At 44.3% G+C, this 25,891-nt stretch carries 20 protein-coding genes and 1 pseudogene; 5 read left to right on the top strand and 16 right to left on the bottom strand.

Features of this window, described 5'->3' with window-relative positions; genetic code table 11:
* Window positions 1-271 precede the first annotated feature (271 nt).
* From RIC07_RS34135 to gap, 3 genes are all read right to left on the bottom strand, one after another.
* A complete protein-coding gene (locus RIC07_RS34135) occupies window positions 272-1,903 on the bottom strand; it encodes an ATP-binding protein (protein ID WP_446398390.1) in 1,632 nt (543 codons plus the stop codon).
* A gap of 81 nt (window positions 1,904-1,984) precedes the next feature.
* Entirely contained in the window at window positions 1,985-5,386 is a 3,402-nt protein-coding gene (locus RIC07_RS34130; protein ID WP_446398389.1) for a PAS domain S-box protein, read from the bottom strand.
* Between the two features lie 257 nt (window positions 5,387-5,643).
* Window positions 5,644-6,666 carry a type I glyceraldehyde-3-phosphate dehydrogenase gene (gene gap, locus RIC07_RS34125; protein ID WP_446398388.1) on the bottom strand — a complete coding sequence of 341 codons (1,023 nt, stop codon included), beginning with the start codon at window positions 6,664-6,666 and terminating at the stop codon, window positions 5,644-5,646.
* A 971-nt stretch (window positions 6,667-7,637) separates the two neighbouring features.
* On the opposite strand from gap, the gene RIC07_RS34120 reads away from it, so the two are divergent.
* Window positions 7,638-8,279, top strand: coding sequence for a TMEM165/GDT1 family protein (locus tag RIC07_RS34120; protein ID WP_446398387.1), 642 nt, complete (start codon window positions 7,638-7,640; stop codon window positions 8,277-8,279).
* Between the two features lie 206 nt (window positions 8,280-8,485).
* On the opposite strand, the gene RIC07_RS34115 is transcribed toward RIC07_RS34120, so the two are convergent.
* From RIC07_RS34115 to RIC07_RS34095, 5 genes are all read right to left on the bottom strand, one after another.
* Window positions 8,486-9,304 carry an alpha/beta hydrolase gene (locus tag RIC07_RS34115; protein ID WP_446398386.1) on the bottom strand — a complete coding sequence of 273 codons (819 nt, stop codon included), beginning with the start codon at window positions 9,302-9,304 and terminating at the stop codon, window positions 8,486-8,488.
* Window positions 9,305-9,433: 129 nt separating this feature from the next.
* The gene (locus tag RIC07_RS34110; RefSeq protein ID WP_446398385.1) at window positions 9,434-11,140 is read right to left on the bottom strand and encodes a DUF262 domain-containing protein; all 1,707 of its coding nucleotides are present in this window, start codon (window positions 11,138-11,140) and stop codon (window positions 9,434-9,436) included.
* A gap of 117 nt (window positions 11,141-11,257) precedes the next feature.
* Window positions 11,258-11,710, bottom strand: coding sequence for a type II toxin-antitoxin system VapC family toxin (locus RIC07_RS34105; RefSeq protein ID WP_446398384.1), 453 nt, complete (start codon window positions 11,708-11,710; stop codon window positions 11,258-11,260).
* An 11-nt stretch (window positions 11,711-11,721) separates the two neighbouring features.
* Window positions 11,722-12,066: a hypothetical protein gene (locus RIC07_RS34100; RefSeq protein ID WP_446398383.1), complete on the bottom strand. Its 345-nt coding sequence runs from the start codon at window positions 12,064-12,066 to the stop codon at window positions 11,722-11,724.
* Between the two features lie 300 nt (window positions 12,067-12,366).
* On the bottom strand, window positions 12,367-12,504 hold the full coding sequence (locus tag RIC07_RS34095) for a transposase (RefSeq protein ID WP_446398382.1): 138 nt from the start codon (window positions 12,502-12,504) through the stop codon (window positions 12,367-12,369).
* Window positions 12,505-12,614: 110 nt separating this feature from the next.
* On the opposite strand from RIC07_RS34095, the gene RIC07_RS34090 reads away from it, so the two are divergent.
* Complete coding sequence (locus RIC07_RS34090; protein WP_446398381.1) at window positions 12,615-13,997, top strand: RNA-guided endonuclease TnpB family protein; 1,383 nt, start codon at window positions 12,615-12,617, stop codon at window positions 13,995-13,997.
* Here the strand turns inward: RIC07_RS34090 and RIC07_RS34085 are convergent.
* A complete protein-coding gene (locus RIC07_RS34085; protein WP_446398380.1) occupies window positions 13,984-14,298 on the bottom strand; it encodes a helix-turn-helix domain-containing protein in 315 nt (104 codons plus the stop codon). The genes RIC07_RS34090 and RIC07_RS34085 overlap by 14 nt on opposite strands.
* Window positions 14,299-14,465: 167 nt before the next feature.
* Between RIC07_RS34085 and RIC07_RS34080 the strand changes: the two genes are divergently transcribed.
* Window positions 14,466-14,717 (top strand): hypothetical protein, encoded by a 252-nt coding sequence (locus RIC07_RS34080; RefSeq protein WP_446348245.1) that lies wholly within the window; start codon window positions 14,466-14,468, stop codon window positions 14,715-14,717.
* Between the two features lie 505 nt (window positions 14,718-15,222).
* Here the strand turns inward: RIC07_RS34080 and RIC07_RS34075 are convergent.
* The 6 genes and pseudogenes from RIC07_RS34075 to RIC07_RS34050 form a co-directional block, all read right to left on the bottom strand.
* Window positions 15,223-15,678 carry a type II toxin-antitoxin system VapC family toxin gene (locus tag RIC07_RS34075; RefSeq protein ID WP_446398379.1) on the bottom strand — a complete coding sequence of 152 codons (456 nt, stop codon included), beginning with the start codon at window positions 15,676-15,678 and terminating at the stop codon, window positions 15,223-15,225.
* An 8-nt stretch (window positions 15,679-15,686) separates the two neighbouring features.
* Window positions 15,687-16,070 carry a hypothetical protein gene (locus RIC07_RS34070; protein ID WP_446398378.1) on the bottom strand — a complete coding sequence of 128 codons (384 nt, stop codon included), beginning with the start codon at window positions 16,068-16,070 and terminating at the stop codon, window positions 15,687-15,689.
* Between the two features lie 36 nt (window positions 16,071-16,106).
* Window positions 16,107-16,358: pseudogene (locus RIC07_RS34065) on the bottom strand (endonuclease domain-containing protein); the annotation flags it as partial.
* Between the two features lie 133 nt (window positions 16,359-16,491).
* On the bottom strand, window positions 16,492-19,098 hold the full coding sequence (acnB, locus tag RIC07_RS34060; RefSeq protein ID WP_446398377.1) for a bifunctional aconitate hydratase 2/2-methylisocitrate dehydratase: 2,607 nt from the start codon (window positions 19,096-19,098) through the stop codon (window positions 16,492-16,494).
* 1,756 nt (window positions 19,099-20,854) lie between these two features.
* Entirely contained in the window at window positions 20,855-21,385 is a 531-nt protein-coding gene (locus tag RIC07_RS34055) for an NACHT C-terminal helical domain 2-containing protein (RefSeq protein WP_446398376.1), read from the bottom strand.
* 243 nt (window positions 21,386-21,628) lie between these two features.
* Window positions 21,629-23,323, bottom strand: coding sequence for an NACHT domain-containing protein (locus RIC07_RS34050; RefSeq protein ID WP_446398375.1), 1,695 nt, complete (start codon window positions 23,321-23,323; stop codon window positions 21,629-21,631).
* Window positions 23,324-23,428: 105 nt separating this feature from the next.
* On the opposite strand from RIC07_RS34050, the gene RIC07_RS34045 reads away from it, so the two are divergent.
* Both RIC07_RS34045 and RIC07_RS34040 read left to right on the top strand, forming a co-directional pair.
* Window positions 23,429-23,608 (top strand): hypothetical protein, encoded by a 180-nt coding sequence (locus RIC07_RS34045; protein WP_446398374.1) that lies wholly within the window; start codon window positions 23,429-23,431, stop codon window positions 23,606-23,608.
* A gap of 182 nt (window positions 23,609-23,790) precedes the next feature.
* Window positions 23,791-23,934, top strand: a complete 144-nt coding sequence (locus RIC07_RS34040; RefSeq protein WP_446398373.1) for a hypothetical protein — start codon at window positions 23,791-23,793, stop codon at window positions 23,932-23,934.
* A 45-nt stretch (window positions 23,935-23,979) separates the two neighbouring features.
* On the opposite strand, the gene RIC07_RS34035 is transcribed toward RIC07_RS34040, so the two are convergent.
* Entirely contained in the window at window positions 23,980-25,593 is a 1,614-nt protein-coding gene (locus tag RIC07_RS34035) for a helix-turn-helix domain-containing protein (protein WP_446398372.1), read from the bottom strand.
* Window positions 25,594-25,891 lie beyond the last annotated feature (298 nt).

The raw sequence follows: 25,891 nt of genomic DNA, 5'->3' as shown, positions 1-25,891 counted from the left end.
TAGGGTGGGTAATGCCCACCTGATATTTTGGTAAAATAGTGGCATAAATTTGACAATTAAACCGGGCGCACGTCGGTCATCCGTGTCAACTTAAGGTAGAAAACCAATGCTGGTAAGGTTTTAAGCTGTGTCTATCTACTCATTGACATTTTCCCCCTCCTCCCCTCACCCCACCTCCGGACCTGGGGAGAAGGGGCCCCGGATTCTCTTACTCCCCTTTTGCTCCCCTCTCCCACCCTTGGGAGAGGGGCTGGGGGTGAGGGGTTAAACTCTACGGCAAAACTCTTTCATCTTCAACTGATTCCGCCACGGGCAAGATTATCGTAAAGGTGGTTCCTGCGCCAACTTCACTCTCAACCTCCACTCTACCTTGATGCAATTCTACACATTCTTTCACAATCACTAATCCCAATCCCACACCAGGAGTAATGCCAATATTACTGGCGCGATAGAATGCCTTGAATAATTTTCCTTGATCATCGGGGGGAATGCCAATGCCTTCGTCAGAAACGCGCAGCCGTATTTCCTGGGCTTGAGGACTGATTTCTACTTCTATTAATCCTCCCTCTGGAGAATATTTGATCGCATTAGACAATAAGTTATCGAGAATGAGTCGGAGTAGGTTGCCATCCAAGACGCGATCGCACAAACTGGGGCAGATCAGGTTCAGGGTATGTTTTCCGGCGGATTTTGGGCGCACCGCTTCAATCGCCTCGCCCACGAGTTCCTCAACATTAACCAAAGTAGGATTAAATTCTAGGGCTTGCGTTTCGGCTTGCTCAATGAAAATCATATCGTTGACTAGATTAGTCAGATGCTCAACCGACTGTTTCACCCGTTGGAAATGGGTCTGTTTTTTCTCCGGCGTCAAGCGATCGCTATATCTTTGTAACATTTCCGTAGACGACAAAATCGTTGTCAGGGGAGTCCGGTACTCATGAGACACGGTAGCAACAATTCGAGATTTTAATTGGCTCAATTCTCGTTCTCTAGCTAACGCTACCCGTAACTCTTCTTCTAGCTGCTGGCGTCGGGCAATTTCGGCTTCTAGTTGTTGGTTTTGCTGTCTTAATTGGGCTGTACTTTCAGCGACTCTTTGTTCTAAGTCGGCATTAGTCCGCTTGAGCAAGGCTTGGATTTGTCGTTGCTCGATGACATCATGAAACACCAATACAGCTCCCAGGATCTGTTCGCTATCATTCTTAATGGGAGCCGCACTATCATCAATGGGAATTTCCTCACCCTCTTTATCAATCAGCAGTGTATGGTTTTCTATAGTTACAGTTTTACCTGTTTGTAGAGACACAGTGACGGGGTTCGGAATGGCTTCTCGTGTCGTTTCATTAATGGTCAAAAAGATTTGATTCAAATCCTGACCCAATGCGTCTTGTTGTGTCCATTTGGTTAGCGCCTCAGCCACTGGATTCATAAACGTGATCGCCCGTTGCGGATCAGTGGTAATAACCGCATCACCGATACTTTTCAGCGTCGTGGCTAGCCATTGTTCTCGCTCCCGAAGCTGTTGCTCCATTTTATGTTTATAGAGCGCCACTTCAATCGTAGTGGATAAATCTTTGGATTCAAAGGGCTTGAGCAAGTAACCATAGGGTTCGGTGAATTTAGCCCGCTCCAGCGTCTCCTCGTCATTATAGGCAGTTAGATAGACAACGGGGAGTTGAAACTGCTGACGCATTTGAGCCGCCGCTTCAATGCCATCGATTTTACCTTTGAGCCGAATATCCATCAACACCAAGTCGGGAGGATTTTGAGGAATTCCCGCGATCGCGGCTTCGGCAGATATCACATTGGCGGTTACAGTATATCCGAGAGATTCCAGTCGATTTTGAATGCTGAGGGCGACAACTCGCTCATCTTCAACAACTAAAATTTTTGCTTTAACCATTTGTTCAATTTAGAAATAAAAATACACAATAAAATAAAGTCCAATGATTAAGACAGACGTGCTAGGGCATATCTTTACAGTTTAGTTCAAACTTTCGATCGGGAAACTAATATTTACTTCGGTTCCCTTATCCAGATTAAAGCTGATATCACCTTCCAATTGTTCAGTCAGAACCTTAATTAATTGTAAGCCTAATGACTTAGGATTAGCAAATTCCATATCCGGTGGAAATCCAACGCCGTTATCTTTGACCGTTAGGTGACATCGATCCTCAGATTCTGCGGTCAGGATCACCTCAATCGTCCCTTCTTGACCATTTGGAAAGGCATATTTGAGCGCGTTAGACACTAATTCACTAATAATCAAACCACAGGGAATAGCGGCATCAATCGTTAAATTAACCTCATGAATATGAAACTCTAAGTTAACTTGGTTATATTCAAAAATATAGATCTGAAACAAATAACTGGTCAAATTCTCAATGTACTCGGCAAAATTAATCCGGGCAAAATCTTGAGACTGATACAATTTCTCATGCACCAACGCCATTGACTTAACCCGATTCTGACTTTCCTGGAACAGTTCCACCGTCGTTGGATCAGTAATGTACTGAGATTGTAAATCCAAAAGACTGGAAATCACCTGCAAATTATTTTTAACCCGATGGTGAATTTCTTGGAGTAAGACATCTTTTTCCCGCAAAGAGGCTTGAATTTGGATTTCAGCCTGCTTGCGCTCCGTGATATCCAGATTAATTCCCATCATCCGCACAGGCTGACTGGTTTCATCGTAAAATACCTGAGATTTGCTTTCCACCCAGCGCAGATTCCCATCAGTTCTGATAATCCGAAATTCAATATCATAGCAATCTTCCTGCTCATCAATCGCTCGTCGATCCGCTTGGTGAACGCGATCGCGATCCTCAGGATGAACCATTTCCAGAAACGTTTTGTAGCTAATCTGTGTAGTTTTGGCATCTAACCCATACAGGTGTTGCAGGTGATAGGAACAGGTAATTTGTTCCGTCTCCAGATTTCTATCCCAGAATCCCATACGCGCCGCATCTAGGGCTAACCGTAATTGTTCTTCACGCTGGCGTAACTGTTCTTCAGCCAGCTTACGTTCTGTCACATCTAGGTTCAATCCAATTGTCCAGATAGGCTGATCAGTTTTGTCATAAATAATCTGACCTTTGCTTTGAATCCAGCGCACAATCTGATCGGGCCAAATAATCCGATATTCAAGGTCATAATCCTCCCCAGTTTGAATCGCCCATTCCATGCTTTGCTTAACCAGTTCTTGGTCTTCCGGGTGAACTTTTTCTAAAAGAGTTTCGTAGGGAATTTCTGGACGATCAAATGCCAATCCATAGAGTTGTTCCAAGCGATAAGACCAAGTAATCATTCCGGTTTGCAAATTCCAATCCCACTTTGCCATCTGTGCAGCATCGAGGGCTAGACGTAAGCGGGCTTCACTTTGGTGTAAGAGATCCTCTGCCAGTTTACGGGCGGTGATATCGGTACTCACACCGAGGACTTGAGTCACCTGTCCATCTGGAGCCACCAACGGGGTTTTAATGGTTTGATACCAGCGAATTTTACCGTTTTGATCCCAGGAAAACTCTTCAGGAATGAATTTCGGCTGTAAGCTGGTCAATATCTCTTGATCCTCAGCCAGAAAGCGTTCCACATCTGCCGCATCATTATGGAGTTGGGCGGTTGTTTTTCCCAGCACTTCCTCGACAGGAATCCCCCGATGTTCGGCAAACCTGCGATTGGCTAAAATATACTGACCGTTTTGGTCTTTGACATAAATGATATTGGGGTTGGTGTCAATGATGGTTTGCAGGAAGTCTTTTTGGTTCTGCAAGGCTTGCTGGGCTTTTTGGCTCTGAGTGACATCAATGCCCACACAAACAATATTGGTTCCTTGCTGATATTTTTGAGCGGCAATTAGATGATAGTGATGGGAACCATTGATGTTAATTTCCAGGATATTTTGGTCAGTTTGAGCCGAACTCGCGATAAACTGTTCAATATAGTTGACAAACGTCGGATTACTATTGAGAAAGCCTAGGGGTTGACCGACAAACTCGTCCGGTGACAGGTTGAACATATCTGCCAAAAATTGATTAACTCCCAGATATCGTCCTTGGCGACTCATCCAGGAGACGCAACCGGGCACTGCATCCAAAACTGCTTGCAGTTGCTCTTTGGCTTGTTGTAATTGTATCTCTATGGTTTGACGGTGAGTAATTTCCTGCTGGAGGCGAGTATTCGTTTGTTCGAGTTCGGCGGTGCGTTCGCTGACTCGTTGTTCTAAATGGAGACGAGCTTGTTGCAGCAGGCATTCGGCTTGTTTGCGATCGCTAATATCTTGAATCAGAGCGATCGTGTACTCGGATAACCCATTCGCGCCACGAACGGCTGACGCTGACACATGCACCCAGACTAGATGACCTTGGTGATGAATATAGCGTTTTTCGGCATTTATGTGAGTGATTTCCCCGGTGATCAGTTTATGTAAGTCTTGATAGCACTGGGTTATCTCATCGGGATGGATAAACAGATGGAACGGCTGATTTAATAATTGGTTAGCCTTGTAGCCGAGGATATCTTGCAGCGCCTGATTGGTATGCAGAACCCGCCCTTGAGTATTCGCGATCGCCATACCAATGGGTGCCAACTCAAATACCGTGCGAAAACGGGCTTCACTCTCCCGCACCGCTTGTTGAGCCTGCTGAATGTCGGTAATATCGCGGCACACGCTGAGGACAAATTCGACGGAACCATCCGGGGCAAATTCGGGAACCAGACGGGATTGGTAATAGCGTTGTCCATGGGGAGTCAAGAACGTGAATTCACTCTCATTTTCCTCACCTGTTTGGAACACCCTTTGTAAGGAGTCCTCCCAGATGGGAATAAGAGTTTCTGGTAATCCTAATTCCCGGTGGGTTTTGTCCAGAAACTCCTGATAGGGAATACCCGTTTCCTCTTCAATGACGGGGTTGACGTAGACATGACGCAGATGGCGGTCAAATCGAGCGACAATATCTGGAGAATGATCCAGCAGGGCTTGAAATTCCTGTTCTCGCTGATTGAGCGTATCCTCAACCTGTTTGTCTTCGGTAATATCTTCAGTAATCGTGGCGAGGAGAGTTTGAGGAGCATTTGGCTGGCTTTCTCCCCAGGGATTCGGGATCATAAAAGAGCGCGATCGCACCCATCGGATTGAGCGATCGGATTTGACAATGCGATACTCTTGTGGCGCCTCACTCCCAGGGTGTTGCGTCCAAGCCGTCGCTACTCGCTCTCGATCCCGGCGATCGATCGCATCCAAGATACACTGCATATACCCTCCCGGATGACTGGATAATTGGTCAGGGGTGTGACCCCACATCTGCTCAGTCGCCGCATTAGCATATAATAATTCATGCCGATTTACCGAGGTCAACCAAAAGACATCCGCAAAAGGTTCTGTCATCACTGTATCCTTGATCTGGATCTGGCTAAAAAAGATCTGCCTAGAAAAATTTTAAAGACAACCAACCTGGTTGTCTTCGGCAGCCCTAATAAAAAAATACGATTTTACGGAATCCGATTCGGGATTGTCAATCCAAAATTAACTCTTCGGCTTCGATCAGGGTTAAGTAGGGGCACGGCATTGCCGTGCCCCTACAGGTAGCGCCTATGCCGTCAAGCAAGCGTAAGTCCTATTATGTTGATTTTGTCGAGAATGATCTATCCTTTCGCTGCCATGGACAGGATCAGGTCAATCATGCGATTAGAATAGCCCCACTCGTTGTCATACCAAGCCACGACTTTGAAAAAGTTGGAGTTGAGTTCCATACCCGCCCCCGCGTCAAAGATGCTAGAACGGGGATCGGTGGTGAAGTCTGTGGACACAACAGAGTCCTCCGTATATCCCAGAACCCCTTTGAGTTCTCCTTCCGAGGCTTTCTTCATCGCGTCACAGATTTCTTGATAGCTGGTGGCTTTATCAGTACGGAAGGTGAGGTCAACCACCGAGACATCGGGAGTCGGTACGCGGAATGCCATCCCGGTAAGTTTGCCTTTGAGTTCCGGTAGAACCAAGGTAACGGCTTTGGCTGCACCCGTAGAGGCGGGGATAATGTTTTGAGCCGCACTGCGTCCAGCCCGCAAGTCTTTCTTACTTGGTCCGTCTACGGTGGGTTGGGTAGCCGTCATGGCGTGAACGGTGGTCATTAAACCTTCTGCAAAACCAAAGTTGTCTTGAATGACTTTAGCCACGGGAGCGAGGCAGTTGGTGGTACAACTGGCGTTGGATACGACCGTATGCTTGTTGGGATCGTAGCTCTCATGATTCACACCCATCAAGAGAGTGGGGACTTTTTCGGGGTCTTTTTCTTTGGTGGGAGCCGAAATGACGACTCGCTTCGCCCCGGCGGTGAGGTGCTTGGATGCACCGTCATACGTGGTAAATAGACCTGTGGACTCAACCACATACTCGACGCCGTATTTACTCCACGGTAGTTCCTCTGGATTCTTGATCGAGACGCAGGGGATCACCTTATCATTGACCACAATGGCGTCGGGTTTGGCTTCTACCGTACCGTTGAACCGACCATGGGTGGAGTCGTACTTTAACAAATAGGCGATACCCTCTGGTGGAACCAGATCGTTAATGCAGCAAAACTCAATATTGGGGTTTGCTAGTCCAGCCCGGAAAACTAGGCGTCCGATGCGACCAAATCCATTAATAGCGACTTTGATAGGTGCCATGAAATTCTCCTTTTGGTTAAGTTGTACAGAGTATGCCAGGGTATGCTCTAGGGTACAGCGTCAAAGGGGAGCATACCAAGTAAGTATCTGCTAATGTCAGCGTTCTGACGCAGCATTCGTCTGACCATCTGACATGAACTCTACCCGCGTCTTGTTTAGGTTTTCTTTAGACTGCTCCCGAATTAACGGTTAGCTATCCCTTACTGTTTATAGACGGATTGTCAGTTCTTTTCAAGCTTGCAGGTTTCGGCAAGATTCGTCAATTGGTTTTTGGAGAATCATTGTCCAGGACTTTGAACCTAAATTTGCTACAACTGATACTGAAAATTTAGTTAAGCTGATCAGGTATAGACGGATGTTGCCTTTGTCTATCTCTACGATTGGAAAACTTGATTGATGAGCTTGCCCTGAGCCGTTGAGTAGCTCCATTATCCTTCTGGAAGAGAGTTATATACCGATTTACTCTCTGGGGAATGGGAATCTGGATGATGAAGAAAACTCCATATCATAACAAATAATCCTGATGGATGAAGTTAAGAGAAGGTAATCTTTCGCTGAGCATAGCATCTTACTTCAACAGGGGGTTAAAACCATTGCCCATGACACACCGACTTTAAAAGATGAAATCAATATGAATAAAAAATGAACAGAAATAGAAAATAGCTTCTGAATTGAATCTCTGAGAAGACTCGATAAAAAAAATAAATTATGCTATCTTAAAAAATAATGAAAGGGAGTAGCTCCTGGTTAAACATTACCAGGATACCTGAATCAACATACTGGTGATGAGCCTGGTTCAGGTGACAAGGAAGTTAAGCATCAGGTCAGTTGAATCTACAGAATCTGATCTGAATAGTTTAGTTCCTTGGTAGCGAGACTTTCACTAAGTTCACAAGTTGATGTGAGCTTGGTGAGGTCTGCCTTTTCTCATCAAGCTCCATCAACGGCAATTGATGAAGGAGCTTGAGAGAATGTTAACTGCATTTACCGCCGGATTATTACTAATTACGATTTCTGAGTTAGGGGATAAGACGTTTTTTATTGGCGTCATCTTATCCATGCGTCATTCGCGGCGGCTGGTATTTTTGGGAGTTCTGGCGGCGTTAGCAGCGATGACAGTACTATCCGTTTTATTGGGACAAGTTGTATCGTTGCTGCCTGAATATTATATCCAGTATGGGGAAATTGCCTTATTTTTAGGATTTGGCTTCAAACTATTGTATGATGCCAGTAAAATGCCTGCTCAAGCTGAAAATACAGGCGAAAAGGAAGCGGCGGTGGAAGTCGCCAAGCAGAATAAGAATGGCGCGATCGCAGGTTCAACCAAAGATAAGTTACAGTCTGCCAATTTCGCGATTCTACTGCAAGCCTTTACCATGACATTCCTGGCGGAGTGGGGCGATCGCACTCAAATTAGCACTATTGCTTTAGCCGCCGCCTATCAACCTGTTGGCGTTACCGTAGGGGCAATTTTAGGTCATGGGATTTGCACCGCGATCGCAGTAATTGGTGGACGGTTAATTGCAGGACGAATTTCTGAACGGTTGGTAACAGCATTAGGAGGCGTATTATTTCTGATTTTCGGTGTCATAGCGATGTTAGAACAAGTTTAGGTAGGTAGGGACAATTAAAGTTAACGGCGGGAATCGTCATTCGTCATTCGTCATACTCGCGCAAGTAAGAAGCAAGCTACATCCTTTGTAAGGGTTTGAGGCTTGTGCAGCAAGCCCTACTTATGGTTCTGAATTGCCAACAAATTTGAATGGCATTAAAAAACTGGTTGTGATCCAGGGATATTCTGATAGGGTTACCCGCTTTTTTAATCTAAAATTAATTGAAATAATGAGGCTTCGTCTAACACTAATTTACCGAGAACAAATCTCTGAATCGCTTCAAAATATTGCCACATACCCATGCGGAACAAGGTGTTATGACCCGCATTTTTAATCCGTATCAACTGCTTATTTGCGGATGCACAATAATTATAGAGTTTTTCTCCCTGTTGGAGAGGAATTAACGAATCTTTCTCACCATGAATAATCAACGTTGGCACAAGAATGCGGCTGATTTTTTCAGTATTTTTAAATCCAAAACGCTCATCCTCATAATCTCTAACCTGCCAGCCAAGACGTTTGAGCAAAGCAAAGGTATCGGCAAAACCACTATCGATAATCAATCCAGCTAATTGATCTTGAGCATGATTAGCAACCGCAATGGCGGGGACACTACCCAAACTGCGCCCCATTACATAAAGTCGTTGGGGAAACAGTTGATGCGCCGTTAAAATATTGCCAAAAGCGTCAAAGACTTTGGGGGCATCAGCTAGGAGATTAGACGCGGTGGATGTGCCATCACTGTTCCCATAACCTCGATAGTCAATGACTAAAATAGTAATGCCCAAGACAGTGAAAGCTTTGGCGATACTATCGTATTCAGCCGCAATCTCACCATTGCCATGGAAAAATAGAATCGCTGGTGAATTGCTAGCGGCGGCGTATAATCGTCCTCTGAGAAAGAGTCTGGATTCGACTTCAACCTCAATGAGGTGGATATTAGGCGATCGCGGTTTTCCTGTTGTGTCCGGTTTAGGATGGAACAGGATTTGCAAAATATCGGGTTTGTCGAGAATGGGATGCATTATATAGCAGTTGGCGACGTTGTAGATATTTTATCTTTCTTCAATAAGGTGGAGAAGAGTCTATTTGACTCGCCCTGACTCAATTACAGAGTTTTGGAGGGTGAGGTGCGATCGCGGAGTGTAATGTGATCAAGTCGTCTCTTCCTGAGGCCAGATTTTAATTGCTATGGTAGCTAAGTAATCAGCGCGACTTTTGATTGCTTCTTCATTCCAAACATTTACATTTTGGAAATATTTGTTCAATGTAAAATTACTCGACCTTAGATAATGCAATTTATCTTTAAATGGTTTATTGGAGAGTTCAGAGTTATATCCGCTGAGAGTAAGATTTCCTAACGTATGAAGCCATTTTTTATGAACACTTTTATACTTACTGCCTAACATATCTTGCCAATTTTTAGTCAACTTCTGAGGCATAATATGTTCAATGGTAATATTTCCCGGATCAACACGCTCCTTTGTCAGGTATTCTTCTAAACTTTCCAAAATCAGTTTGACTCGATCTCTAGATGTGTTGCTATATACAGATTTATTGATAATGCCTTGGCGGAAGTCCTCATCATTGGGCCAAATTTTGCTTTTTTCATAGCTCAATAAAACCGTGCGTAATCCAGCCACTAAGTCTTCAGGATTGGCTTTCTGTACCTCCTGGTATAAGTTATTAAATACTATTCCTAAACTTCTGGTAGAAATGCCTGCAAATAAACGGCGTACAAAGTAAGACTCCAAATACTGTATAATTTTTTCAAACTCTTCCAGGGATAATCGTTGATCCTCATAGTCACGATAGATATTGAGGAGGAATATATGGCAAGTTGTAAAATCCAATCTATCTAAACGACGAAACCAACGTTGTAGTTTTTGTTCAGGTTCTTTGTCATAAAAATTAATGCGCTGGTAATAGCCTGCAAATTTGATCAGCTCATTAAGTTCAGCTTTTACGCCATTTTGCGAATTATCGAAAAGCCGTTTAATTCCTTGATAAACTTCTTTCTCATTAATTGTATTACCATCTTTACGAAGATAGAACCAAAAGGCATTGGTCAATTCATCTACATAATCTTTCTTGCCTAGATTGGATTTAAAACTTTCTTGCAAAGGCAACCACTTTTTTTGATATACCTCCTCTCGATTCTCAGAAGGTAATTTCATAAATATATAGTTGCGGACTAAATCAGCTTGAGTAAGCTCTTCACCTTTATTATTTAAACTCTCAAAAATAAGATAAGCATTGTCTCTCTCTTCAGAGGTGATATTCACAAATAATAATCGCTCTAGTAAAATAGTTTTGATTTTGTTATAGTTTAGGGATATATCTTCATTAGGTATAGGAGTTTTTAATTTTTTTTCAAAGAATTTATAGGCTTCATATATTTGACCATCTTTTTTCAAGCTTTTGTCCTTAGCACTTTTGCTTTGAATAATACTTTTATAACTATCCCGATCATCTTGAGTCGGCAATACTTTGTATATGTCATCATTTTTTTTGAATTTATTAATTAAGTATAGTTCATAAATTTCTTCTGCTTTTTCAGGATCATCTTTCTTAAGATAATGACGTAGTACCGCTAAAAGAAGGGTAAGCGTTGTCAGACGTTGTTGCCCATCTATAACAATAAATGGAGATATTCCTTCGGCTGTTCCAGGTATTGATTGAGTTACGATGGGTCCGAGAAAATAAAAATCTTTTCCTTCCGCAGTGTAAAGACTCATCAAGTCTTCCCATAGAGTCTCCCAGTTTCCCTTTTTCCAAGAGTAAGGTCTCTGAAAAAGTGGTATTTGAAACTGTTTAGCGCCTTCTAGTAAATTGCGAAGACTGGTTTCTGAGGCTTTCATTGTTTATTTTTTTCTTACTCTTACATGTATTATAGACAACATCATGAGAGTTCTGCTAAATCTGAAATACCATAGCCACGTCATTTACCGACACCTGAGTTTTCCAGAACAAGGGTACTACTCGATTAGTCGCCATTGGCGAGCATCAACGAACTGAGATAAATGTTTTACATTAGTGGTCGCAACTATAACTTCATTTTCTTCCTGTGCTATTAATATAGCCTGAGCTGCCAGAATTACATCCCCATCAAGGGCTTTAGGATCGGCTGTTGGTTGTCCTCTCTTGCGTGCTTCCGCCCATAACTGAGCCGCCAGAAGCATCGCAGGTGTCTCAATGGGGACGTACATCAGAGCATTCTTCAATTGATCAAGTTGTCGGATACCTGCTACCTTACCCACCCGAAGCAATTCCCGTCTCACTTCATAGTCAGCAATTTCAGGTATGACGACTATCTCCCCTTTTGCTAGTAAAGAATTTAGCCACTGCTTGCACTCCAACGTCAGGGGTGTAGCTTTAGGATTTGTTACCATTCCCAATGGACTTGAGTCCAAAACTATGAATCGACTCATGGCAAGACAATTTAAATAGAAACGCCGCTTTCATTGAGAGCTTGATCAAGAATTTCCCAAGTTTCTTTTTGCTCCTGTTCATCGCCCTCTTCTACCCATGAATTTAGCAGTGCGATCGCGGCTTGATTTCTTTTGACTCGTTCTTCTTGCGGTAATTGACTAAAAGCTATTAACTTAGCATTAGCTGATGATTCTTGCTCCACAACCACAATTTCCCGAAACAGGCGAATCATCTGAAGTAATTTGGGTAAGTATGCTTGAGGAATTTTGGCGACGAGAGTGCTTATCTGTTCTAAAGCCTCTGTTGAGTCAATTTCAGTGGCTAGAATCGTATTATTTAAATCAGGCTCAGACATACTGTTCTCCTTTATCTGTTCTGTTCCCTACCTTAACAATAAGTAAGGTGAGCCAGAGTTCATCCCACACACCCGATCTCAATCCCCGAGGCGGGAAGGGTAAGATGCGATCGCACTTCCTAAACATCACGGCTGTGTTTCTTCTAGCATCGACTCGTTGACCGCCTGCACTAACTCAGCTTCCGTGCATTGATACAAGTCACGCAAGCGAAATACGAGGAAAACACACGGGAGCTTGATAGCCCCGTCTTTTTAAAGCGGGGTAGAAAAGCGACTCGGCGGTTTTAACCGCCGTGAATATTAAGAATGATGAGGGTCGTTGATATACTCAGTAATTTTAGCAGTTGTAACCTTGCCAGTGGTGTCATAGAAGTAAGAATGAGTCCACAAGGTAGGAGACAGGCTTTCTTCTTTTAGGATTAAGTGGACATTAGCCATCCCAACCGAGTGTCTTGCTCGGTTGTACTGTTTTTCCTTTTTGTCCATTTACTTGAAAATGAGGTACACTTTTATTGTATACAGCCAATTTGCTTCAACAGGAGTAAGTCTTGCCTCGTTCTCAAACAGCTTCATTTGTTGCCACTTTACCGTTGAATACCTCTAGTTCAGATGAGAAAGAATTAGAGCATCGATTTAATGCGGCTCAAAACCTGTATAACGCTGTTTTGAGTGAAGCTAGAAAGCGATTAGAGTTGGTTCGCAATAGCGTTGCTTACTCCGAGGCAAAAGCAACTCCAAAGAAAGAGAAGAAACTCCGTTCCGAGGGATTTAAAGCAGCTAGGACGGCGTATCGGTACTCAGAATATGACTTACATGAGTTTGCCACTAAGACAGCAAAGGCATCTAAGTGGATAGCCCACAAAATAGATGCTCAGGCTGTCCAAACCATTGCAACTCGTGCCTTCAAAGCATCCGAACGGATGATGGTAGGAGTAGCCAAAAAGGTCAGATTCAAGGGTAAAGGTCGCTACCGTTCGGTCGAAGGAAAGACAAATAAACAGGGAATTAGATTCAAGGACGAATGCTTAGTTTGGGGAAAACTCAAAGTCGGCATTCTTATTGACAAGAATGACCCTGTTGTTTGGCACGCTCTTAACTCCCCCATTAAGTTTTGTCGGATTGTTAGGAAAACAATCAAAGGCAAACAGCGCTGGTACATCCAGCTTGTTTGTGAGGGTTCTCCTTATGTCAAGCCTAAGAACAAGATGGGGAAAGGCATTGTTGGAGTTGACCTTAATGTTTCTGCCGCTGGAGTTGTTTCTGACAACCAAGCGTCTCTGTCTGAGTTTTGTTCAGAACTCAGTAGACGCGAACAAGAAATTAGGAAACTTCAGCGACAAAACTCTCGGCAACTGCGTGCTAATAATTCCCAGAATTACGAACCCGATTTCAAGGCTCAACGGGGAAATAAAACCGTAACCAAGAAAGGGAAGGTTAAAAAGGGTTTCCAGAAGTGGAATCGCAGCAAAAGATACCTTAAAACTCAAGCCAAAAAAGCAGAGATTCAGCGGCGTCAACAAGAACACCGCAAATCTTTACACGGAAAATTAGTGAACGAGGTTATTCGCCAAGGCAACCACTTCAAAATGGAGAAGGTTTCTGTCAAGGCATGGCAGAAAAATTGGGGAAAACAAATTGGCTACAAGTCCCCAGGAGAATTTCAATCTCGCTTAGTTCGCAAGGCTGAAAGTGCTGGCGGACAAGTGGACAAGCTTTCTTGTCAGAAAACAAAACTCTCCCAAACTTGTGTGTGTGGAAGAGTTCAGAAAAAGTCGCTATCTCAACGCATTCATGAATGTGAATGTGGGATAAAAGTTAAACGAGATGTTCTTAGCGCCTTTCTGGCAAGAAACGTTACTGACGACCATCTCATCATGTCCTCAGTCCTTAGTGACTGGGGGAGGTTGGAGACAACGCTTAGGCAGGTATGATGAGTATCAAATTGCGAGTGAGTAGGCGTTGCCGAAAGCAGGAATTGTCAGTTTTCCTCGGAGCAATTCTGTCTGTATTTCTTAATGAATCTAGGAAGTCGAAGATAGTTAGCCATGCGAAACCTAGTGGATTTAAGAACCCCCGTTTTTCTAAAACGGGCAGTCTCAGTTGCCAAACTTCCATCATTGGTGTTGTTCTCCCCTTTTCCCAGTTGCGGATTGAAGATTCGGAACATTTTAGTTCACGAGCGACATTACGAATAATCAGCCCTGCGCGTTTTCTCAAGGCTCTCAGGTTCATAAGTGACTGAATGTTCCCACTAAAGTAGCGTTAAAACTTAGCGTCAAGTATTGACAATTGACAAATATTGTGTCTTGCTCTTTAATCATAAAAGAAAAAGCGTTAGTACATCCCCACCAAGAGACTGACTAACGCCCTTTCCTTTGTTCCTTACGGACTATCTAATTATGCCATACAATTCCAATCAAATCACTTACCGACAACGACTAACTCCCTGGGCGATCGCTCAACTCCTACCGAATATGCAACGAACGATCGTGGGTCGGTTCCGCAGTCGGTCTGATGCGGATGGTCACTTGCGGTGTCTGCGTCAGCTTATACCCCATGCGTCGTTTGTCGTCGTATTTGACCCGCAACCGGATGAGGAAACGGTATCTGTGTCTCTAGCAACGGCGCAAAAAGCGGTTATTGGAGGATGAGGGGAGGCGATCGCATGTTCTGGATAGGAGAGTGCGATCGCATGGAATGCTCCCTCTCTGATGCAGTGAGGGAGTAGAATTCTACAATTTGAAATTATGAATTAAATATTTTTACTCACAACAAAATACTAAAAAATATCTTCATTTGTAAATAAATTATCAATATCTTTTCCCTTTTTTCATTCTATCGAGAATAGCCCACATGTGCTTCTGAGCTTGTTCATGAGGTTCAATTTCAGGCTCATACCAATCTTGCATATACCATATATAGCAATCCTAAATAGGATGCAACAAGTGAACAGCTTGAAACTTAGGTATAGTAAGGGTTTCAGTTTTGAAAATTGCCACAACCAATTTAGGATCGCTATATATCCCTCTGTTGAAGTAAATTCCATTGTTAATCTTGTAAAAAATATTTGTAAAATAAGTTGAAATTTCAGGTTGTCATAGAGAAGACTATTGCGCTATACCTCACATAGGCTTAACTTCCTATCCACAGATAAAATTACTTGATTAGCCGCCATTCACGGGCATCAACGAACTGAGACAGATGCCTCACATTAGTTGTAGCAACTATCACATCATTTCCCTCCTCTTCCACCAATATAGCCTGAGCTGCCAAAATCACATCCCCATCGAGTGCTTTGGAATCTGCCGTTGGTCTTCCTCTCCTTCGTGCTTCTGCCCAAAGTTCAGCCGCTTTGAGCATTGCTGTTGTAGTAATGGGATGGTAGGTAAGTACAGCTTTAAGTTGATCGAGTCGCCTGATACCTGCCACCTTACCTGCGCGAAGCAATTCACGCCGAACTTCGTAGTCTGCGATTTCTGGCAATATTACTGTGTAGCCCTTTGGTTCCAAAGAATCAAACCAACGTTTACACTCCTGATATATAGGAGATTTAGCTTTAGGAGTTGTCACCATTCCTAAAGGACCAGAATCTAGCAATACTATTCTGCTCATAGAATGGTTTAGATAGATACCGGATCTTCTTCTAGTGCCTTACGGAGAATTTTAGCAGTTTCTGTTTGCTCCTGTTCATCTCCCTCTTCTTCCCATTGCCTAAGCAGTTCACTCAGCGCAATCTGTCGTACTGATTTTTTTACAGGATCAGGATTCTCAATTTCGTCCATTGCCTGTTCCGAAACCTGCGATCGCACAGGTGTCATTGTCACGCTTTCACGGAATAAGCGCACGATTTGCAGTAGGTTGGGTAGATATTCTTCCGGTGTTTGCTGAATTTCAAGAATTAGCTTGGCTAGGACGTGATTGTCCTTTACAGGAGTGTTTTCTTTAGAGGATGCGCTTTCGGTACTCGGTGTATTGGTTATGCTGCTTAAATCTTGCTTAGACATAGTGTTCTCCTTTATCTCTTCTCTTCCCTAGCTTAACAATAATAATCTTGCCGCATGACAATAGAAATCGGCAATAAATCCATCAATAATTTGTTGACGACGGAAATGAAAGCCATTCAAGCGATTAGCGCGAAGGTGTTGCCAAAGGATTGTTTCTTCTGGGGTCATTTGGCGACGGAGTTCCTTGGCACGCTGGACTTTAGCTGAGGTGACTTTTTGTCCGATAACAATATTATGTGTTGACACCTTTTTGGGGATTGGAGGTGGCGGGGGAGTGGGGTTATTCATAATAAAGGATTAAGATAGGGTTTTATCGTTACATTTTAAATGACCTCTCTCCCAGCCCCTCTCCTGCAAGGAGAGGGGAGTTCATGTTCCCCCTTCCCTGGCAGGGAAGGGGTTAGGGGGTTAGGTTTTCAACCTATCGCGCCGCTGTCGGCATCCCCAAAATATCCTCAATCTTGGGCATTTCTTCCAACGGAATCACTCGTCCTTCATCCTCAAACCCAGCAATTTGATCGAAATTCAAATAGCGATACAAATCACCAGCAAAAGGATTCAATTTCTCCGTCACAATCGCCGTATATTCCTCAACCGTGGGAATCCGTCCCAACAGCGCACAAACAGCAGCTAATTCCGCCGAACCAAGATAAACTCGCGCATCTTTGCCCATGCGATTGTTGAAGTTCCGAGTTGAGGTTGAAAACACCGTCGCCTCATCTTCAACTCGCGCCTGGTTCCCCATACATAGAGAACATCCTGGCATTTCCGTCCGTGCATCCGCTGCTGCAAAGGTATCATAAATTCCTTCTTCCCGCAGTTGTTTTTCATCCATCCGGGTAGGCGGACAAATCCAGAGGCGAACTTTAACCTTTCCTGCACCTTCTAACACTTTGGCAGCCGCCCGGTAATGTCCGATATTGGTCATGCATGAGCCAATGAACACCTCATCAATTTTGTCGCCAGCACATTCGGACATCAATTTAACATTATCCGGGTCATTGGGGGCAGCGACAATCGGTTCTTTGATTTCGTTCAAATTGACTTCGATAATATCCGCATACTCGGCATTAGCATCCGCTGACATTAACTCCGGATTTGCCAACCATTGCTCCATTTTTGCCACACGACGCATCAGAGTGCGGGCATCTTGATAGCCTCGCGCCACCATGTTTGTCAATAGCACAATATTGGAACGCAGATACTCGGAAATTGTCTCTTTGCCCAGCTTAATGGTTGAACCCGCACAAGACCGTTCTGCTGTCGCATCAGTGAGTTCAAAGGCTTGTTCAACTTTTAAATCCGGTAAGCCTTCCATCTCCATAATCCGTCCAGAGAAGACGTTTTTCTTATTCTCTTTAGCAACGGTTAATTTGCCTTGTTGAATCGCCACATAAGGAATCGCATTGACAATATCCCGCAGGGTGACACCGGGTTGCAATTCACCCGTAAATCGGACTAAGACAGATTCGGGCATATCTAAGGGCATAACCCCCAAAGCGGCTGCAAATGCGACTAACCCGGAACCAGCGGGGAAGGAAATGCCTAAGGGGAAACGGGTGTGGGAGTCGCCACCTGTTCCTACCGTATCCGGTAATAACATCCGGTTTAACCAGGAGTGAATAATCCCATCCCCTGGACGCAAAGCGACACCGCCGCGTGTAGAAAAGAAGTTGGGGAGTTCCTTGTGGGTGGTAATATCCACGGGTTTGGGATAAGCGGCGGTATGACAGAAACTCTGCATGACTAAATCGGCGCTGAATCCCAGACAGGCGAGTTCTTTGAGTTCGTCCCGGGTCATGGGACCGGTGGTATCTTGGGAACCAACGGTAGTCATTAAGGGTTCGCAAGACATACCGGGACGCACGCCGGGTAAGCCGCAGGCTTTGCCGACCATTTTCTGTGCCAAGGTAAAGCCTTTATCGCTATCCTCTGGCATGGTGGGACGAGTGAAGAGGGTACTGGGGGCTAATCCCAGGGCTTCACGGGTTTTATCGGTGAGACTCCGCCCAATTAATAGGGGAATACGCCCACCTGCGCGGACTTCATCCAGGATGGTTTCGGGTTTGAGTTTAAACGTGGAAATGACTTCTCCGGCTTCGTTGGTGATTTCGCCTTTATAAGGATGGATGGTAATCACCATTCCGGTTTCCATCTTGGTGACATCACACTCGATGGGTAATGCCCCGGAGTCTTCGGCGGTGTTAAAGAAGATTGGCGCGATCGCACTTCCTAAAATATACCCACCTGCGCGTTTGTTGGGAACGCAGGGAATATCTTCCCCAATATGCCAAAGTACGGAGTTAATCGCGGATTTCCGGGAGGAGCCTGTACCGACAACATCGCCAACGTAAGCCACAGGATAGCCTTTTTCTTTAAGCTTGGCAATGGTTTCCAAGGCATCCGGCATCCGGGATTCTAGCATTGCCAAGGCGTGGAGGGGGATATCCGGGCGGGTGGTGGCGTGGGTGGCGGGAGAAAGATCGTCGGTGTTGGTTTCTCCGGGAACTTTGAAGACAGTGACGTTGATGGCTTTGGGGAGTTTGGGACGGCGGATAAACCATGCCCCATTTGCCCAAGCATCTGCCACCTGTTTGGCGTAGGGATTGACCTCTGAGAGGGCGAGGACATCGTTGAAAGTATCATACACCAAGGTGATTTTACTCAGTTCGATCGCGGCTTCTGATGCTAAGGGGTTGTCTGGGGATTTGAGTAAATCGACCAGGGATTGGACGTTGTAACCCCCTACCATTGTCCCTAAAAGGTCTACGGCACCTTGGTGACTAATCAGGGAACTGGTGATTTCGCCTTTAGCAATGGCGGTGAGGAAGCCTGCTTTGATATAGGCGGCTTCGTCAACACCGGGAGGAACGCGATCGCGAATTAGGTGCATTAGGGTTTCTTTTTCCCCCGGCGGCGGGTTTTTCAGCAGTTCACACAGTTCAGTGGTTTGCTTGGCGTCTAGGGGTAGGGGGGGAATGCCGAGTTCGGCGCGTTCAGCAGCGTGTTGGCGATAGGCTTCTAGCATTCTAGTTGTCTCCTCTCTAAGGGTTTGCTGGCATTTTGGCAGTTCAGGTTAGAATTTTTCAAGTGGGGTTGTTCTGTACTGCCTGTTGTATAGGTAAAGGGTACTGTCTTCTCTTCCTCTTTATTGTTGGCAGTGAACGCTTACCATAGAATTTCTCTCGGTGCTGTATCTGATTTGACGTATCGTTGGCGTTTTCGCTCACGGCTAAATCATAGTGGTTATGAGTACGGATTGACAACTGGGAAGCAGGTGGATGTGCGATTAGGGTAGGAAGAGAAGCACACTCCTTACAGCTTAAGCCCGGAATTAAAGCCCGGAATTAAAGCCCGGAACTAAAGTTCGGGCTAAAAGCTAAAACCCGTTAAAACGGGTTCAGAGCTTTTACAGCAGATTGCCGATTTATCAGATACAGCTAGATGACGAGAAAAGGATGATTACTCAGGGATAAGGTGTAAATTAAATAATGTACATCACCAACTTGAAAACCCTTATCATGTAGTAAGCTTTAGCTTACTTGAGCTTTAGGTTCCGGAAATTTATTTCCTGGCTTCTTCGCGTCTACGGGCTTAAAGCTAAAACCCGTTAAAACGGGTTCAGAGCTTTTACAACAGATTGTCGGTTTATCAGGTACAGTTAGATGACGAGAAAAGCATGATTCCTCAGGGATAAGGTATAAATTAAATAATGTACCTCACCAACTTGAAAACCCCTGTCATGTAGTAAGCTTTAGCTTACTTGAGCTTTAAGCCGGAAATTTATTTCCTGGCTTCTTCGCGTCTACGGGCTAAAAGCTAAAACCCGTTTTAACGGGTTCAGAGCCTTTACAACAGATTGCCGATTTATCAGGTACAGTAGTAACAGCCGACATCAGCCCGGAACTAAAGTTCGGGCTAAAAGCTAAAACCCGTTAAAACGGGTTCAGAGCCTTTACAGCAGATTGTCGGCTTATCAGATACAGTTAGATGACGAGAAAAGGATTATTACTCAGGGATAAGGCATAAATTAAATAATGTACCTCACCAACTTGAAAACCCCTATCATGTAGTAAGCTTTAGCTTACTTGAGCTTTAAGCCGGAAATTTATTTCCTGGCTTCTTCGCGTCTACGGGCTTAAAGCTAAAACCCGTTTTAACGGGTTCAGAGCCTTGACAACAGATTGTCGGTTTATCAGATACAGCTAGATGACGAGAAAAGGATGATTACTCAGGGATAAGGTGTAAATTAAATAATGTACCTCACGAACTTGAAAACCCCTGTCATGTAACATAAGCCCGGAACTAAAGTTCGGGCTGAAAGCTAAAACCCGTTTAAACGGGTTCAGAGCCTTTACAGCAGATTGTCGGCTTATCAGATACAGCTAGATGACGAGAAAAGGATGATTACTCAGGGATAAGGTATAAATTAAATAATCTACCTCACCAACTTTAAAACCCCTATCATGTAGTAAGCTTTAGCTTACTTGAGCTTTAGGTTCCGGAAATTTATTTCCTGGCTTCCAAGTTGGCGATATTTTGTTTAAACTAGCCGAAATAAGCTCGGAACTAAAGTACTCTTCGAGAAGCCGCTTCGCGTCTACGGGCTAAAAGCTAGAACCCGTTAAAACGAGTTCAGAGCCTTTACAGCAGATTGCCGATTTATCAGATACAGTTAGATGACGAGAAAAGCATGATTACTCTGGGATAAGACATAAATTAAATAATCTACCTCACCAACTTGAAAACCTCTGTCATGTAGTAAGCTTTAGCTTACTTGAGCTTTAAGTCGGAAATTTATTTCCTGGCTTCCAATGGGATTTGCGCTTCTCAATTTCAGCGATGGGTAATAATAAGGTGTCTTCTATCTCCTGTCGTACTTCCTGGCTGATATAACAGTCGCTGTTGAGGGAATTGACTAGCAGTTTATTGGCGTCGTAATACTGCTGTAATAGTTGTTTTTGTGAACCACTGAATTGCCAGTCATGACCAATATTGCGATGCTTAATCATTGCTGCTCTTAGTTGTTCAGTCCAAGCTTTACCATTAACTCGCCACCATTGCTCTTTATCATTTTCTTCTTGGCTAGGAAGTTGATTTTTAAGTTGTTGAAGCGACTGTTTTAACTCAGGGTTGCGGGAGAGGTCGAGGGAGAGGGAGCCGTTGAGGACACGGGATAAAACGAGGGCGCGGTCGAGGGCGAGGACGAAGGCGCCGTCGAGGTCGAGGGTGAGGGCGAGGGCGTTGTCGAGGTCGATGGCGAGGGTGAGGTCGAGGTCGCGGTCGCGGTCGCGGTCGAGGGCGGGGAAGAACATGAGGTAGTCGGAGAGGGGGAGGACGAAATAGAAAGCTCTAACAGCATAGGGAAAAGCTCTAACATCAGAGGGCTTGTAGGGAACTTCGACAGACAGTGATTTTTGATTGACCCAGACAAGGAAACGCTGTAATTTCTCATCACTAGTGCATCGCGGCAAAAATACTTGAGCAGCTTCGTAGAGACGATGAAGCTGGGGGAGCTGAGGGAGCTGAGGGAGCTGGGGGAGATATTAGCTGTTCAGTTATTTCTGCCTTCTTGCACTAGCTACCAACTCATCAATTTTTTGCTTCATCTGCTGCACAAGTTCATCAGCATTCCGCATCCTGCCAGCCGTCAGCAAAAACACCTCACGCCAGCGCTTTTCAGTTATCTTACTGACTAATAAACCAATATCAGGCTTAGCCACAATTTCTCTAGCCGTAAAATACTCTTGAAACGTCAAGTGAGAAAAGGAATAAATGCCCCTCGCCCGTTCTACTAATAACCCATGATGGGCTTCAATCGACTTTAAAACTGCCTCACTATCTAATAACAAAGCCTCCGGATCTGTTTTAGCATCGGGTAAATTGCGAATGTAATCAGCAATATACCGCTCAATCTCTCTTTGCTTAAAGAAATACTCACCCCGATCAAAGGTAGCAAAAGCAACTTCACTCAATAAATCCTCTTTACGCTGTACTGACAATTTCTTGTAAACCTGCTCTCGTACAATCCGCCGCTTCGCATCCCATTTCCGCAAAAGTGTATGAATGGCTCGACTGTACAATTCAGCACGGTTAGCTGGAAATTCCCCAGAATCTTCAAATTCTATACACAGTAACGTCAACAACAGTGGATTGCTTGCCAGTTCTTTAATAGGTTCGTTATTTTCTAATTGTTCGATAAAATAATCAGCTAAATCTGATTGTTTAGCCTGGAACCATTTGGTAGCAAATGTGCGAATCTGTTTATCGTCAAAATCATCAACCTCAACATCTGTGAACTTTTCAAAGGTATACTCTCGTGCAGCAATCCGGCAAGTAATGACAAAGGTGTTAGCATCATACTTTTCGGTAAAAGCTTGAATTTGAGTTAAGACGCGATCAGCATCTTCTTCCTTAACCTCATCTAAGCCATCTAGTAGAATTAACCCGCTTCCTTGTTGAAGAATTGCAGCGACTTGAGCTTCAGTAACATTGCAGTTATCGAAAATTTGATTAATGTAGGTTGTCAGACTTGGCTGATTTTGCGTTTCGGCAAATTGCTTGAGCGTAATAAAAATAGGAATTTTATCCATCAAAACCTTAGATTTAGCACATTGAATCGCTAAATATTTGAGAAACGTCGTTTTACCCGCACCCGGTTTGCCTAATACCATCAACTTGTCATATTTTTGGACTGCTGCCAATCCTGATATTCCTCTCTGTTTTACTTTGCCGAATCCTAGACGGTCAAAGCTTTCGGCGTCTAGATTACAACCTTGCATCAATTCATTAGTCGATAACCGCCTACGCCCAATGACTTTTTCTAGAATATTGACTTTGGTATAAATATCCTTCAAATCGATAGGTTGAGTCATGTCCAGCACTTTCATTGTGCCGCACTGCTTTTGGATGCTGGGTTTGATTTTCTGGCGTATTTCTTGCACCAGGGTATCAATCTCTACCTCATGAGTAGAAGTCTGAGGAGTTGAAGTTGGATGAGAGGCGTGATACTTCTGGATGAGCAAGTCATGCAGTCTCCGTAGCTTACCGGGACCTTTACCACCAATACTGAACTTCTTATAGACACCACTCATGCGAGTGCGAAAGGCATTAGGAGAAATATAAATCGATTCAGCTAAGTCTGATTCATTCCCTTGGCGACTAAAACGTGCCACAAATGCCTCTTCCTGTTCCGGGGAAAGCTCATAGTCGCGAGCGATTTTGGTCAAAAAGTCGTGGGGTAGCGGTTCCATGAGACGAATGTTAGCATATGTTAGCTATGTTAGCCTAAGTTTCAGCGTAATCTCTTAATTGCAACGGCGATAGTAAGAAGCAGTTGAGTTAAGAGGTTAATCGAAATGACCAAACAACGGAACTTGAGTGCAGCTAAAATTATGATCGCCTTGCATATTCTGCTGACGCCTGTGGTGCTGGGAACGGTTAGTTATTGGGTGATTAATTCTGAGTTTCAGGGGGTGATTCAATTGAAGCTAAACCGCGATGGGGGTGAAGTGTTGATTGATAGGCGTTCTGAGTAGAAGAACCTGGCGTGTGTGTAGGGGCGGGTTTCACTATTGTCTTTTCGGTTGCACCCAGATGTGACTAAACCCGCCCTGACTTGACCTTTGATTTCGCTAGCTGGTTAGTTATAGTAATCGTGCGTTACGCTCCGCTAACGCACCCTACGAACCTAATTAAAGACAATGAGAGGGATAGGATAATGATGCCAGAAATCGGGAAACAACCGGATGCGATCGCGTGGAATCAATTACTACTTGATAGTTCCCAACAACGCTTGGGAAAAGAACTGATTCAACGGAATGGGAACCCGAATGATGAAGCTGTTGACAATAAACCTTTGTAGAGACGTTGCAGGTAACGTCTCTGCAACTGTGCTATCCCTGAACCCTTATCCAGAATTCAACTCCGCTAAACCCAGCACTTGCTGCAACAGCCGTTGGTCTTCTAATTTTATCCGAAACCGTTCTTTCTCGATATCTCGAATCCAGCTTTGGCTTTTACCTGTCAATTGCGCTAAGTCGCGTTGACTGAGTTTGTTACGTTGTCTCGCCGCGATAACATCTGCGCCAGAAAGTATAGATGACTGGGATTTAGTCTTTCGTTTGGTCAATCGTACCTTGTTCGGCTCAACGGTAGTTAGCGCGTGTTCCCATTCTGACTTCAGTTCAAACCATAAAATCCGGGCTTTCATTAACAGGTTCCATTTGCCACGGGGCGCTGCATCCGTTAACCGTCTATTACTATTTCCATCTTGAATCCAAAACTCTAACGCCGCATCCGCATCGTCGGGAAGTTCCCCTAATTTTGCCCACATGGGTTGAATCTCTGGTAAGTACGTCACCGGATCAAACACAGGTTTGAGTCCATAATGACTGAGAACTTCTAAATCGGTTTCAAATGTCCGCACCAGACGTTTTCGTTCATCTCGCTGGGAAGACGCCCGCAGAAGTTTGTCCTCTCCATACGCCACCCGCATTAATGTGGGTACAGTAATCCGTTGCCGTTTGCCGATTCTGGTTTTAAACAGCAACCACAACATCATCCGCGTCGCCCCTTCATGATGTTGCCAGTTACTCATCACGGCGCTGAGTAAAGTTTGAGGCAGATTACCATACTGATAGAAGGCAGTTCGGTTTTGACAGCCTTGCCTATTTAAGAAGTATTTTGCCCAAAGTCCTGCCCTAATCCGAAAGGTTAAGCCAACTAAATGTTTATATCCTTGTTCATCTTCTTGAAAATGATGTTCAATTGGCTGAAGATGCCACAAGCGACTTTGGGGAATGCTAAATTCTGGGACTTTACCTTGCTTTGACCAATGAGCGCCGATGCTAATTTGGCAAGGCTGCTGGGCAAGCTGTTTGATTAGACTTAATTTAGCCGCTTTACTCAAATCTGTGCGTTTCTCTAATCCCAAATAGTTCTCAATTTGCACATCGTTGAGAGTAAACTCTTCCTGCCACGGTTTCTCTAATGCTGTGGCGTATGCGGCATAAATTAAATGAAGACAGGTGGCTTTGATATCCATCGCCTCAAGTGTCGCTTGTGCTTCATCAGTCGATAACGTATCAGTTGAGTCTGTATCAAATGTATCAGTTAGCCAGAAGTCCATTTCACCTTGACCTTGACGCACCTGGCGCTGATAACAGAGTTTTCCAGATGCATCAGTGTGCCAAGGGAGAGAACGGCGCTGTGCTAATAGGTTGCACGCTTCCCAGATGACGATGGAGGAGGCAAATGGGTTGGTTTTGTCATCGGCAAATAAGTCCGGACTGGTAGCAGGTCTTTGATTCAGCTTGTATCGTCCCTTTTTCCCATGGGCGGGAACGGGGGAACTGATGGGACAGTGAATCACACATTGAGGTTCAGGATAATACCCTTCACAGTTGTTACACAGATTCGGATCAATCCACGTCTGGTTATCCTTGACTTTGATTGCACCCGTTGGACATTGGACACGACAGGTATCACACCCAGTACAACTTTGGGAAAGTTTATAAGCCATAACACACGGAAAACACTGCAAACTTTAATCGTTAATAAGTAAAATCCTGGACTCAAGCGGAAACCTTTAGATTGCCGATGAATTGCCTAGGGATTGAATGTCGGCAAATTCTAAAATAGACAACTGTCACCGATGAGTCGCTATAGATCGTTGCCTCAAATCTCTGATCGATTCATGGCATTTTCTTTATGCTTATCAAAAATCTTTATAATCAAATTATTACTTTTCCCCTTCAGGATATTTGTTCAATCTGAGCAATTCCTGGTTTCTTAAGATTTCTTTTATTAGGTAACACTTT

Origin of the sequence: Coleofasciculus sp. E1-EBD-02 (assembly GCF_040218245.1) — a bacterium.
Lineage (GTDB): Bacteria > Cyanobacteriota > Cyanobacteriia > Cyanobacteriales > Coleofasciculaceae > Coleofasciculus.
This window is presented reverse-complemented; position numbering and strand designations above follow the sequence as displayed.